The following is a 12,371-nucleotide window of genomic DNA, read 5'->3' as shown; positions in this document are numbered from 1 at the left end:
ATTTTATGTCGTTTTGCAACTTCGCGCAAAACTTCTTCGCAAAGTTTTTTATTTTCCTCCTGCTTAAACATATTGTACCTATACTTAGGACACCACTCAAGGTGGTACAAATTCTGGCCAACGCTATGGCTACCGCTAACTAAATCCATAAAATTTTTTTCACGCCCTGGGCAGGTGTTCTATGACTCCGCTCTGGCGGGTGCGCCTGCCCAGAAGTAAAAATGTTTGTTAGATGAAAAATAGCGCGATTCACCCCCCATGCTAAAGTCTGGGGATTTCTCGCTCACAAAATGTTAATAAAGATATTTTTACAAGCTTTTCTAACTTCATCGTAAATTATTCCATCTAACCATGCTACAAATCCTTTGGTGCCAATGATACTCATATATCATAATTATTATTCTTATCTTTACATCATTTTCTCCAAAAAACCTCAAATAAAGTATATGAAACACAATAATTTCAGAAATATTTCTTAATCTCTATCTTCAAGTTATCTAATATACTCGAAAGTTTTTTTTCCAATTCAGCTGAAAGGTTTTGCCCATGTGATGTATCTTTTGGTTGTACACCAAATACAATAATTTCTTCAGGGCATTCGTTTAACTGTTTGGATAATTCTATGATTTTTAGGAAATCTGATTCATGCGTCGATGTTTTGGCTTGTATTTTTTTGCTTTTTATTTCATCCAATGTAAATACCCTTGTTTCACCTGGTTGACCACCAAAATTAACTGCATCAACAATCATAGCAAAATCAAAATTTACTAGCAGGTGAAGTAGGTTCATCCCGCCTATGCCACCGTCTATAAATTCTATGTTTTTTGGTAGTTTTTCTTTTTGTTCTAACAGTTTTTCTATTAAAATTATGCCTATGCCATCGTCTTTTCGCATCGTGTTTCCTATTCCGATTACCGCGCTTTTTTTCATAATTAAAAATCTGTTTTATGTTAGACGAATTTTACATCTAGATAATGTGTTGAGCATGATATGCATGGGTCATACGCACGTACTAGCATTTCAAGTGTTAGCTCTATTTCTTTTGGTGGTTTATCAATGATCTCGGGAACAAGTTTTTCCATGTCTAGTTGTATGTTTGCGTGGTTCTGGTTTGTTGGGATGATACAGTTTGCTTTAATGCAGTATCCCTTTGAGTTCAATGTGTAGTCATGAATGAGTAAACCACGTGGTACTTCTACTAGCCCAACACCTCGACCTGCTTTTACTTTTGGTTTAACTGGTTTTTCTTCTTTTAGTCCTTTCTCGAGGATTTTGTCTATCAAATCAATTGAATCCTCAGTACTATGCACAAACTCTACTAGCTGTGCTATTGTGTTCATGAACGGGTTGCAGTTTATTGGCTTAAGGTTGAACATCTTAGCGACTTCTTTTGCTGCTGGATGTAGTTTGTTGCAATTTAGGTTGAATCTGGCTAGAGCCCCAACCATGTAAGATTTCCTGTTGTGTTTAGTATATTTTGCTGTTGAATGAGGAACAACGTACTCATTTGTGATATTCTGATAATTTTTGTAATCCTTGAATTTCCCTGTATCAGTCGAGTTAATCACACCATCATACAACGCATATTCATCATCAGCGCTTAGCCCAATGTATTCCGTCTCCCTCTCGAAATCAGGTAGTCTATCTGCCACACTATGTATCAACTGAGCTAAATCATTTGTTAAATCTCTGCTTTCTTCCAGTCTTTTGCGTAGTTCCAATAATTGTTTCTCAGTTGGTATCACTGAGAACCCACCAACCACCAACCTGATAGGATGAATGGTTCTACCGCAGAGGAGATCAGACATTTCATTTGCTAGTCGATGTAATTTAACAATCTTCAAAACAGTATCAGTGTGTTTTGATCCAACCAATGGAAATATGCTATCAACACCAAATAGATCAGGTGAAACAAGGTAACCTATGTGCAGAATATGACTCTGCATGTTTTCCCCATGAATCGCTAATCTGCGTAATAGTGCAGTTTGTTCAGATATTTTAACACTCAATGCATCCTCTGTTGCTTTCAATGATGCAAGTGAATGACCTATTGAACATATACCACATATTCTCGATGTGATCGGTCTTAGTTCATTATAATGTTGCCCACGTAGCATTGCCTCAAAGAATCTCGGTGCCTCTACGACACTCCACTGTAGTCTTTCGATTTTCCCGTTTTTAACATTCAACTCTATGTTACCATGGCCTTCTACACGAGTCAGATGCTCAACATGAATAGAAAAATTGTTACTCATCTACACTACACTCCTCCTTACCATAATTATACATAGTACACCGTCGACGTATGTCCTCATATGACAAATTATACCGTTCAAGTACTTCCCAAACACATTTAGTTTCAGCTTTCTTTATCAAACCACGACACCCCTCACATGGACTGTTATGTGTTGGACAAATTGCTTTGCAACCAGCGCGGGTTATAGGGCCGAGGCAGAAATTCCCTAACTCAAACTGGCAGATGTTCTCGTTCTTTTTGCATTCCACACAAACCGGATAATTAGGTATCTCTGGTTTTTTACCAAGTGCAAGTGATGTGATCACATGTTTGAATTCATCGCGGTCAATAGGACAACCATGGATATAGTAATCAACTGGGACCACTTCGTTAACTGCTTTGGTTTTGAAAACATTGAACAATTCATTTCTATGAATTGGAGCATCACCATAGACCGTTTTTATAACTTCATCATGCATCCATTGGTTCCTTATTTTGTTGACACCACCAATTGTAGCACAGGCTCCAAGTGCAACAAGTATTTTTGCTTTGCTACGGATATTACGTAATCTTTCCTCATCCATTGGTCTCATAATTGAGCCTTCGACAATAGCTATATCATAGTTGTCAGAGTGCTCTTTCATAACTTCCCGGAATGATACAATATCTACTATTTCTATCAAATCAAGTATCTCTTCCTCTAGGTTAGCTATCTGCAGTTCACATCCTTCACAGTCAGCAAAATCAAACACTGCAACACGTGTTTTCTGCTTCATTCAAAAGCCTCCGGTAAATTTTTTATTTCTTTATAATTGAACACTGGGCCTTCTTTGCAAACATAAACACCGTTTATCTGACAGTGACCACATTTTCCAACACCACATTTCATACGTCTTTCTAATGAAACAAATATGTTTTCATCAGGTATACCCATTGTTTGTAAGGATTTTATAACAAACTTATACATTACAGGCGGACCAACCACAACAGCTATAGTGTTTTTTGAATCAAGTTTATCCACTCGTATCTTCGGGAACAATGTTGTTATAAGACCTATATCACCCTGCCAGCATTCACCTTGCTCGCATCTATCAACAGTTAATTTACAAACTGTGTCATCACATTTCTTCCATTCTTCTATCTCGTTTGTGAAAAGTATTTCTTTTGGGCGTTTTGCCCCATAAAGTATTATTATCTGTTTGAATTTCTTACGATTTTTTTTATCAAGAACATAGTTTATTAGTGACCTCATCGGGTACATCCCTATTCCACCAGCTGTAAGCATCAGGTTTTTGCCTTCCATTGCTTTAACATCAAAGCCGTTGCCAAATGGACCTCGTATACCGATTTTATCACCAACAGACATCTTATGTAGTTTAGAGGTTACATTACCAACTTTTCTAACCGCTATTTCAAAAGATGGTGAGTCACTTGGTGGAGATGCCAAACCAAATGGTGCCTCGCCCACACCAAAAATTGATACCTCTACGAACTGCCCTGGTTTACCGCCCAGTGGTTTTTTGTCATCCAGCTCGATCTCAAATAGTTTTTCTGCATCTGTTAGTTTTTCTATTCGTTTGATTGTTGCTTTTCTTGGCATATGTATTATGTTTGTCTCAGCAATTTTGGTTTCTTGTTTAATGAAAAACTTACTGGTATCATCTGATTTTTTGTGATGAGATAAACTGTTTATTACGTCTGATGGGTCTGCGATATCTGGTAAACATGCGATGCTGCATCTTCCACAGCCAACACATGCGACAAAACCGTATCTTTCATGCAGGTAGTTTCCTTTTCTAAAGAACCTGTGTCTGTATCTATCCTTTATTTCTTCTCTGAAAACTTCTCCGCTTCCAACTTTTGTGAAATCTTTAAGCAAGCATCCATCCCAAGTACGTATCCTGTTACCTGTTTTTAGGTTGAGGGAGACTTCGTCTTTTACATCATAGCAATAGCAGGTTGGGCAAACCATTGTGCAGGAGCTACATTCGATACATCTATCAGAACGTTCTTCCCATATGCCGCTATCATAGTTAGCAACAAGAACAGAGGACCATTCTTCTTTTGGTAGAATCACTTTTTTCTTATATTTTCTTAGAGTTTTTTTACGAACCTCATCAATTTTTTTGATGTCTACTTCTTTTGCGTCCTCGGTTTTTGCATATTTTTCTAACAAGCGTTTTCCTTTTTCTGAACCTATTGTGATAGCATATTTGGTTTCTATGTTTGTGAGTAGTAAATCAAATCCTTTGTCTGTTGTGTTTGTGTTCATGCTTGCTGCGAATGAACACTCTGATACGTTTTGTATATCAGAGGCGATAATTATCGTAACTTCACGTCTTTTTTTGTAGAAATCATCTGTCTGTGAATCCAAGTATACTTTATCCATTTGTTCTAATGCTATAACGTCGTATGGGTGTATGCCTATGATTATCCTTGGTTTTATTTCCATATTTGGTTTTACTTCAAATTGTTTTTCCAAATCGTATTTCATCAGTGTCTCGTATTGTGGTAGGAAATACTTTTTTGGTGGGATGATTGTTACATCATGGTCCAGGCGTAGTTCACTCGCGTTTTCCAGCTGGTCGAACACGTATCTTTTGTCTTTTGATTTAACTCCGACTACTTCGTAGTTTTTGTCCTGGATTAGCTTGTTTATGAAGTTGTTTAAATCATTTTTAGAAATAGTTTTTATCTGATTCATATCTAAAGTTCCCCCCTTGTCTACTTATGTTTTAGATAAGTTATGTTAGTGTAGACTGGGATATAAAACCAGAGACCCTGAACGATTTAACCAATATAACATTTTTCTTTTTATCTGTGATATTATTTAAGGAGCTTTTGCTATAAATCCTTGTTTCATCAGAGTCTGTGTCTCATCCCTAGCTTTTTTAATTATCGCCATTGCATGCTCGTATAACTCTTTTCTCGATGGTTTTATTCTTGCTATTCCTTGTGATATCGCTTTTAAACCAACAGCTACTGCCTCCCTAGGGAATACCTCCCAAGAGTCCATTGTTGGTACTATATACTCATCACTTAACCCCTGATCCTCAGCTGTTTTCGCCAACTCGTATGCAGCAGCGATACACATCTCGTCTGTAATTGTTTCTGCCCTAACATCAAGTGTTCCTCTGAATATCCCTGGGAAACCTAGTGAGTTGTTTATCTGGTTTGGGAAATCTGATCTACCTGTTGCAACAATTCTTGCTCCAGCTTCTTTTGCCTCCCATGGCCATATCTCTGGGATAGGGTTTGCTGTTGCAAAAACTATCGAGTCATGCGCCATTTTAGAGATCCATTGTTTTTTTATTGTACTTGGTCCTGGTTTACTCGCTGCTATACATATATCAGTATCCCTTATTGCTTCTTCCACTGGACCTGTTCTTCCTTCCCCGTTTGATTTCAGGCACATATCCCATTTCTCAGGGTTTTGGTTTTTTTCTTTTTCAAGGTCTTTTCTCGATGAATGTAATATGCCTTTGCTATCAGCCATTATAATGTTTTTTTGTTTCACTCCAGCTGATATCAACACCCTTGCTATAGCTATGTTTGCTGCACCTGCACCAACCATTGAGAACAATGCTGCATCCATCTTTTTACCGACGAGTTTCAAAGCATTTATTGCGCCTGCAACCACTATTGTTGCTGTACCCTGTTGGTCATCATGCCAAACAGGTATATCCATCTCTTTTCTCAATCTATTTAGTATGTAGAAGCATTTTGGTTTCTCAATGTCCTCTAGGTTTATTCCACCAAAACTTGGTTTAAGCCATTTCACTGCTTGTATTATCTCATCTGGGTCTTTTGTATCAAGACAAATCGGGTATGCATCTACTCCACCAAGATATTTAAAAAGTAATGATTTGCCCTCCATAACAGGAAGTCCTGCTTCTGGTCCTATATCTCCTAAACCTAAAACACGTGTTCCGTCGCTCACCACTGCTACTGTGTTCCATTTATTTGTATAATCATATACCTTCAAGGGGTGTTTTTTTATTTCTTTACATGGTTCCGCAACACCTGGTGTGTACCAGATGGCGAAATCGTTAAAATCACGAATACAACATTTTGGTGTAACCTCTATTTTTCCTCTATAGAATGGATGAAGTCTCATCGCATCTTTACCTGGTTTAACTGCTTTTTCTAGTAATTGTTTTTCATTGGTCTTATCCATAGAAAAAACCCCCTATTGAACAATGGCATGGGATATTCTGCTTTATGTATATTACTATTTCACTTTTTATTTTTAAAAAGAAGAAAAATTAGAGTATTAAGCTAATTTGAAGATGCTAACTTTCTATATTTAGGGGTTTTTGTAATTGTGATAATATCTTTGCATGTGCTTGTAATTTTATGGATGTTTGTTGAATGGTTTGCTGACCATTTATATAAATAACAGGTGTTTTCATATACACTGTTATTTCTTCAAAATCGCTAGGGTCATGTTTATTAACTATCTTCACGGTTCCAATGAACTCACTTTTTTCATATGGAGCTACAACTCTTACCTGTACAGTGAATGGGCCATCTTCTAGTGTTAGATCATTGCCACTTATTGGTGTAAATGTCCATGTACCCCAATTTGGCCATTCAGTGATTTCCCAATCTAACTCCGATAGGGGTTCGCCTATGTTTTCAACTGTGAAGTTACCTGTTACTGTTGCGCCTGGTTTTATTTTAGGCCAGTTAAGGTTTCCTTCGCAGTTTAAATCAGGGTAGGTTGGTGTCCATCCATTTGTTAGACCTTTGATGCAAAAGTTTGCTGTATGGTCCCATGTCGGGTCTGTGAATTGATAATTATATAGGTCTACCCAGTTGGATCCACTGCGGTAATAGCTCTCACCAGGGTTAGCTTTAGATTTTACGAGAGTGCCACGGTCCTGTCCACCAAGTAAGACAGGGACTATCGAGGTTCGATCAATAGGCTGGCCACCAGAGAACAGTTTTAGATAAATATAGTAGTCATCTCCTGCTTCGAAACCTACTGGGTCATTAAGTACAATTGTGTGATATCCTTTGTATTCGATATTACCAGACATTGTAGAGAGTTCATCTAGCAATTGGCCACTTTCAAAGCGGTCGTAGATCTTTGCTATGTAATCTACATCATCTTCGGCTGTGTAAAAGCTTATTGCTTCAAGTAGTTCGTCATCATTGGTTTCAAAAGCATTGAATGCTTCTGTTATATCTGGGAGTGTGTCTCGCCACCCATGGTAGTCATAGTAGTATATGTAATCGTATGGTTGAAGTTCGACATCTTGGTATGAAACTGCTCCCATCTCTGGGTGTTGACAGCAGTGTTTATCATAGTACGATATCCAGAAGTATCCGCCCTGAGGACCCCACTCTGATCCCCAGCTGTTTTTACATAACCAAGCGCCTGGTTGTGGTGCTTGAGTAATTTTGTTGTCATCCCATCCAACTATGGCAATGGCATGATTGGGTTCGTCAGTGGTATATGGGGGTTGGTAATGTGCATAATAACTTCCAAAGCTTTGAATATAAGCAGAGTCATAACACATACAAGTTCCCATCACGCCTTCTGTCATGATCTTCTCTTTGATTGTATCTATATTACTAAGGTCTGGTCCTGCTATATACCACTCTATGTCACGTGGGTAAAACAACTGATAAGAACTATCATATCTCGCAGGTGGCGTATAATACCATTCATCATCATACTCTGTTGGGTCATTAGCATCTTTACTATAAACTGCTCCTTCTCCACGTGTAATATATGCAGATGCGATAAGATAATCTCCACCATTATGAACCTGAAGGCCACTACCAGGGAAATCGTCGTTGTTAAACGTGTTAAAACCGTTCCACCAATCTAGATGGTATTCAGCAAGATTTGGCTCTTCAGTGTTTCCAGTTTCTTCCCAATTACCAGTAATCAAAAGATTCCCTTCTAAAGCTGCCATTACCCCATGACACCAACAGGTCCCACCTGTCTGATGCTTTACTGATGTGACATAATTTTTACCATTAACATTTCGTAAGTCAAAAGAACTAGGTGGCTCAAAAAATATGTTGCTAATTTGCTGACTAGACGAGTTTATATTTTCAGATTTTTTTAATTCATAAATAGTCGCACTAACAGGTGCAAACAATACTATGGCGACTGTTGAAATTATAAGTGTATTCAAAAATATATTATTTCTATACATGTTTTTTTCTCCTTTTTTCCATTCTAATAGAGTATATTAACATACGTTAATACTTATTACGATATATAAGATTTTAGCATCCAAAAAAGGGAAATTCATAAGATCATTGAATTAAAAGTAACATCGCTAACATTCTAGGATCAAAAAATGTTAGTATGGAAAAAATACGTAATCTGATTTCCTTTACTGTTTTTTGCATCTCTCTCTTTAGATGTGTAATGTTTTTCAATCTTTGGTTGACATAAAATATTGAGGATAAATTAATAACAATTTACTGTATTCAAGTAAATATCTGCAGGAGTAACGATGGGAGCTAATACAAGATATAAACAAATCTACATATTTTTAGTTTTATTCATTTTTATATCAGTAATATCTTTATCAGCTGTTTGTTCGGAAAACTATTATGCAGATATAACAATAAACGTGGACTCATCTGGTTTTGTAACAATTGATGGTATAACTAACTACCCTGGTTTGCTAGTAAATGATACTGAGATTTATACCTCAAAAAAGCAGAGTTACTGGATTCTAAATATCACAAAAGAAGAGGTTTTTTCTGATTTTGTTTATGTTCTAATTTTACCTAAGGGTTCATCTGTAAATTATATAAAATCATCAGACTTTATAAGAATCGAAGAGAGCCAGGGTAGTTTATTGGTTAGAGGTTTCGGTGAGAATGTTCCTCTTTCAATAGTTGTTCAATATCAAATAGAAAAACTACCTGGTAATGAAGGTCAATATCAAATAGAAAAACCACTTGGTAATGAAGGGTTATGGCAATTTGGTATATTAGAAGTTTTTTTGGTGGTAGTTATAATTGTTTTAATTATAACATTGGTTTTTGTTCTTGTAAAAGATAGAAAGGATAAATCAAAGGTTGAAGAAATAAAACATGATGAAGTTGATAAAAATTTAAAGGGTTTGAATGAGAGACAAAAACAGATTATAAGGCTGTTGATGGATAGAAAAATGCCTTTGACACAAACTGATATACAAAAAGAATTGAATTTACCAAAAGCATCTGTTTCAAGGAATATCCGTGGGTTAGAACGCAAGGGATTGATAGAGAAGGAACAGATAGGTATGTCAAACTTGATTAGACTTAAAAAACCCTAGTTTTTTGTTTTTGTTCCGTTTTGTTCCGCTTTTTTCCGGTTAAAATATATATGTTGTTTCATCCAATAATAAATCAATGAGCCAAGTTGAATTGGCGTAAAAAAAGGTGATAAAAAAATGAGAAAAATAGCGGCTGTATTGGTTGTGCTAATACTAATGGTCTCAATTTCGTCATTGGTATTAGCGGATGAAGCTGGGGAAGATAATGGTATAGATAATGAAACAGTGAAAGAAACAGAAATAATGAATACTTCTTTAGGTGCTGAGATAAGATTATTGCAGCTGAAAAAAGCATTGCTTAAAAATATATTAAAAGGGGGGATGGCTGTCGAAGTACTGAAGGGGCTTGGGTATAACACATCTGAACTAGAAGTGATACTGTCTGAGATGAGGGTTTTGCTTGATGAAGTAAAGGCGGTAAATGCGAGCTCTAATGATTCAGTTCAGATGTTTGTTGAGCTTAAAATAGAGGCAAAAAATTATACCAGAGAATTTAGGGAAACAATTAGAGAGTTGTTGGATGATGTAAAAATAAGGGAGCTAAGAGAAAGGATCAGGGAGATAGTTAGCGCTGAGATACAGAATTATAGTAAGATGATACAAATTAGGATAAGGCAGTTCAACCGAAATCAGTTGTACAGGTTGTATGGGATAATTGGGGAGGCAAATAATTCATTTGTCAATGAGTATTTAAACGGGAGTGTTACATTGGATCAAGTGAAATTACAGGTTTGTAAGATGATAAATCAGAGGACAAGAGAAGAGAGGTATGGCATATTTTCTGAGATAAAAGAGGAGAATATTAAGAATAGGATACAGGCGAGGGTGTCTGTGGAGAATATGCATAACAATGGTAAAGGAAAGGGTTATGGTAAAAATAAATGATGGAGGAAGTGATGGAGATGAATAAAAAAATTGTATCAATTCTTTTTCTTTTGATTGTTTTTGTTTCAGTAGCGTTAGCCTACATTTATTTTAATCAGGCTGCCACTGATGAAAAGGGTTATAGTGGTTCTTCTAAAGATGTGAGTGATGAAGATTTAGCTAATGAAATCGATGATATATTTTTAGATGAAGATAGTGAGGTAGAAATCGGGGAAATGATTTAAAAGCATCTCCTCTTTTTTTTTATTTTAGAGTTATTTGTTTATCTAAGTTTTTATAAACAATGAACTGTTTTAAGGTTTAAATTTTTTGGGGAGGATGATTATGAAAGCTGTGATAAAACAAGTTGAGGGGTGTGCTTTTATTGGTAAGGCTGATAGTAACCATTGGACTGCCATTGATGCGTCAAAAGAGAGCTGTGGTAGTGATGCTGCTACGCATCCGATGGAGATGGTTTTATTAGCATTGGGTGGTTGTTCAGGGGCTGATGTTGTCTCTATTCTTGGGAAGAAAAAAGTTGTGTTTGATGGTTTTGAGATAAACATTGATACTGAGCGTGCTGATAGTTATCCAATGGTGTTTAAGAAGATACATTTGGAGTATGTTTTTTATGGTAAGGATATAAACCCGGTGCATGTTGAGCGTGCTATTGCGCTTTCTATGGAGAAGTATTGCCCTGTGGCTGCGATGTTGAAAAAGTCTGTGGAGATAACGTCATCATATAAAATAGCAAATTGATGTTCATATAAGGTGTGGTGGAGGGATGTATGTAATTGTTATCCAGCATGTTTTTTATGTAATCAAGGAATCATGAAGAAATCATCCTGTGTTGAGTAAAAATATGATGAGATTTAAAAGGGAGATCTGTGGTTAAAGTTCTTTTAGTTAAAGATTTTTTAAGTGGATGTTAGATGTATTTATTAAGATGATTAGTATATGAAGAGGAAAACATATATTTATGTTATTCAGAAGCATGATGCTACACATCTTCATTATGATCTGCGTTTGGAGATGGATGGTGTTTTGAAAAGCTGGGCTGTACCCAAGACTCCTCCTTCGAAGAAAGGTATAAAACGTTTGGCAATTCAGACTGAGGATCACTCTATCGAATATGCGGATTTTGAAGGCGTTATCTCTGATGGGAGTTATGGTGCAGGTAGTGTTGAAATTTGGGATAAAGGAACCTATGAAATTGAGGAACTGGATGGGCATAAAATTGTGTTCCATGTATATGGTAAAAAACTAGAGGGGAGATATTGTTTGATTAGATTGAGGGGGCAGGCTAAAAACTGGCTTTTCTTTAAATGTTGAACCAGAAAAATATAAACAATTGTCTATGATTTCAACATATTAATTTTTTGTTTACACTTTTCGCATAAATAGAGAGGTTTTGTTTTTGCTTCCCATAAAGAGTTTGAATACCGCATGACACAGCTGTTGGTGCAATGATCTAATCCTAATACATGTCCTGTTTCATGGATGGCTTCTTTTTCTATTAGTTCCTTGTTTGATAATCTGAAGGTAGATAGAACTGCTCCTTGTAAATGATATGCTAATCCAAATATGAAATTCATACCATGGGTGTAAAGATCCTTAGGTATAACCCATAATGCTGTTTCTCTTTTCTTATTATTTAGGAGATGTCTAAGAAGTATTTCTGCATGGTATTGATCTCTTTGTTGATCATATGCTTGACTAATTAATTCTATTTCTCCTCCAGTGAAAACCTCTAAAATGTCTTTATAGGTTTTTGTCAAAGCATTTTTTATAATTTGAATTTCATCTCCATGGATCTGTGAATAAAAGATTTCAAGCTCAATATGATTTGAATCAGACGTTAAAAATCTTGATGATTTTTTCATTTTTCCGATCTTTTTTTTACTTGACAATGTCACATTAACTTTTTTTGTATGATTTACAAGCTTTGCGACACTATTAAATCTTCATCCACTTTTTCG

At 36.2% G+C, this 12,371-nt stretch carries 12 protein-coding genes; 5 read left to right on the top strand and 7 right to left on the bottom strand.

The annotated features are described in order from the left end of the window. Positions 1 to 462 precede the first annotated feature (462 nt). The 6 genes from QHH19_04310 to QHH19_04285 all read right to left on the bottom strand — a co-directional run bounded on the left by QHH19_04310 (position 463) and on the right by QHH19_04285 (position 8,409). Positions 463 to 930: a hydrogenase maturation protease gene (locus QHH19_04310; GenBank protein ID MDH7517548.1), complete on the bottom strand. Its 468-nt coding sequence runs from the start codon at positions 928 to 930 to the stop codon at positions 463 to 465. Between the two features lie 20 nt (positions 931 to 950). Beyond that, entirely contained in the window at positions 951 to 2,255 is a 1,305-nt protein-coding gene (locus QHH19_04305; protein ID MDH7517547.1) for a Ni/Fe hydrogenase subunit alpha, read from the bottom strand. Further along, on the bottom strand, positions 2,248 to 3,012 hold the full coding sequence (locus tag QHH19_04300; protein MDH7517546.1) for a hypothetical protein: 765 nt from the start codon (positions 3,010 to 3,012) through the stop codon (positions 2,248 to 2,250). The genes QHH19_04305 and QHH19_04300 overlap by 8 nt, the downstream gene beginning before the upstream one ends. Then, positions 3,009 to 4,940 carry a 4Fe-4S dicluster domain-containing protein gene (locus QHH19_04295; GenBank protein ID MDH7517545.1) on the bottom strand — a complete coding sequence of 644 codons (1,932 nt, stop codon included), beginning with the start codon at positions 4,938 to 4,940 and terminating at the stop codon, positions 3,009 to 3,011. Before QHH19_04295 ends, QHH19_04300 begins: the two co-directional genes overlap by 4 nt. Positions 4,941 to 5,066: 126 nt before the next feature. Continuing rightward, on the bottom strand, positions 5,067 to 6,413 hold the full coding sequence (locus tag QHH19_04290) for an NADP-dependent malic enzyme (GenBank protein ID MDH7517544.1): 1,347 nt from the start codon (positions 6,411 to 6,413) through the stop codon (positions 5,067 to 5,069). A 115-nt stretch (positions 6,414 to 6,528) separates the two neighbouring features. After that, on the bottom strand, positions 6,529 to 8,409 hold the full coding sequence (locus QHH19_04285; GenBank protein ID MDH7517543.1) for a lectin like domain-containing protein: 1,881 nt from the start codon (positions 8,407 to 8,409) through the stop codon (positions 6,529 to 6,531). Positions 8,410 to 8,715: 306 nt separating this feature from the next. Here QHH19_04285 and QHH19_04280 point away from each other — a divergent pair, with 306 nt between their 5' ends. The 5 genes from QHH19_04280 (at position 8,716) to QHH19_04260 (ending at position 11,724) form a co-directional block, all read left to right on the top strand. Beyond that, the gene (locus tag QHH19_04280; GenBank protein ID MDH7517542.1) at positions 8,716 to 9,528 is read left to right on the top strand and encodes a MarR family transcriptional regulator; all 813 of its coding nucleotides are present in this window, start codon (positions 8,716 to 8,718) and stop codon (positions 9,526 to 9,528) included. Positions 9,529 to 9,645: 117 nt separating this feature from the next. Further along, entirely contained in the window at positions 9,646 to 10,413 is a 768-nt protein-coding gene (locus QHH19_04275; GenBank protein ID MDH7517541.1) for a hypothetical protein, read from the top strand. 17 nt (positions 10,414 to 10,430) lie between these two features. Further along, positions 10,431 to 10,637, top strand: coding sequence for a hypothetical protein (locus QHH19_04270; protein MDH7517540.1), 207 nt, complete (start codon positions 10,431 to 10,433; stop codon positions 10,635 to 10,637). A 100-nt stretch (positions 10,638 to 10,737) separates the two neighbouring features. Continuing rightward, positions 10,738 to 11,151 carry an OsmC family protein gene (locus QHH19_04265; GenBank protein MDH7517539.1) on the top strand — a complete coding sequence of 138 codons (414 nt, stop codon included), beginning with the start codon at positions 10,738 to 10,740 and terminating at the stop codon, positions 11,149 to 11,151. 198 nt (positions 11,152 to 11,349) lie between these two features. Then, positions 11,350 to 11,724 (top strand): DNA polymerase ligase N-terminal domain-containing protein, encoded by a 375-nt coding sequence (locus QHH19_04260; protein ID MDH7517538.1) that lies wholly within the window; start codon positions 11,350 to 11,352, stop codon positions 11,722 to 11,724. A 23-nt stretch (positions 11,725 to 11,747) separates the two neighbouring features. On the opposite strand, the gene QHH19_04255 is transcribed toward QHH19_04260, so the two are convergent. Continuing rightward, on the bottom strand, positions 11,748 to 12,275 hold the full coding sequence (locus QHH19_04255; GenBank protein ID MDH7517537.1) for a hypothetical protein: 528 nt from the start codon (positions 12,273 to 12,275) through the stop codon (positions 11,748 to 11,750). Positions 12,276 to 12,371: the final 96 nt, after the last annotated feature.

The organism is Candidatus Thermoplasmatota archaeon, assembly GCA_029907305.1.
Taxonomy (GTDB): Archaea; Thermoplasmatota; E2; order DHVEG-1; family DHVEG-1; genus JARYMC01.
The sequence above is the reverse complement of the archived record's forward strand: the minus strand, read 5'-3'. Positions and strand labels throughout refer to the sequence as shown.